Source organism: Aquabacterium fontiphilum, assembly GCF_009909205.1.
GTDB classification, from domain to species: domain Bacteria; phylum Pseudomonadota; class Gammaproteobacteria; order Burkholderiales; family Burkholderiaceae_C; genus Aquabacterium; species Aquabacterium fontiphilum.
This window is the reverse complement of the sequence record NZ_JAAAPN010000029.1, coordinates 1-862: the sequence shown is the minus strand read 5'-3', so window position 1 is coordinate 862 and position 862 is coordinate 1. Positions and strand designations below refer to the sequence as shown.

General features: G+C 59.0%; 1 protein-coding gene. It reads left to right on the top strand.

Features of this window, described 5'->3' with window-relative positions; translation table 11 throughout:
* Positions 1 to 365: 365 nt before the first annotated feature.
* Positions 366 to 862 (top strand): hypothetical protein (locus GTZ97_RS16415; RefSeq protein WP_201748333.1); only part of this gene is annotated, 497 nt, incomplete at its 3' end.

Here is an 862-nt window from a genome sequence, read left to right as displayed (position 1 = left end):
AGCTTTGCGGGCGGTGATTTTCGGGAAGCAGAGATATTCAATGGGAAAGTGATGCGCAAAGGCTGGTACATCCACCCCAAGACGGGTCAGCGCATCGAAACCGACTTTTGAGCGGCACCCTGTCGTGAGACCGGCTCTTCATGCGGGCAACAAAGCGAAGTCAAGCAGGGCGCCTGCCAAGCCCGAGCGGACCCGGCGGCAGCCGACATCCCGCGTTGGACAGAGGAGCAGGTCGCCAGAACGCCGGGCATTGGCGAAGGCGAAGTGGATCGCTTCAGTTCGGATGAAACGGGTACGGTCAACATCGACGCCTACATTGCCTGGCTGAAACTCAACGGCTACAACCTCGACAACCTCAGGGTGTAATGATGAACGAATGGCGACGAAGGCTGTGCAAGGGATTGACGGCGTTGCCGGTGGTGTGCAGCGTGTCGGCGTGTGCAACACCGCAGCCCTCAACGCCACGGGCGCCGGGTGGTCGGCCTTGGACGCCCGAGGAACTGGAGCGTATGCATCGGTTCAGTGGCATCGAAGGGTATGAGGCTTTTGTCTCTGGTTTCGGTAAAACCAGCGATGAAGGGTTTTATGCAAGTCTGACAAGTGATCAAGGTGCACGTCTCCCCGCCGGATATGTCTGGGAGGGAGGGAATAGCAAGTCGTCTTTGGCCATTCGCCCACCCGGTCTGATGAAGGCCTTGAACGCGAAGGTTTACACGGGGCGCGACAAAACACTTTTGTTCGATGTTGAGGTTCCCGTTGCCGACCGGATTCCCGACGAGTTGCTAGACGAGTTGCGGCGAGGCGGAGGTGGCTTGCGCATCAAGATCCGACTGCATCGCGAAGGGGTGCTGCTGGGCTGGGA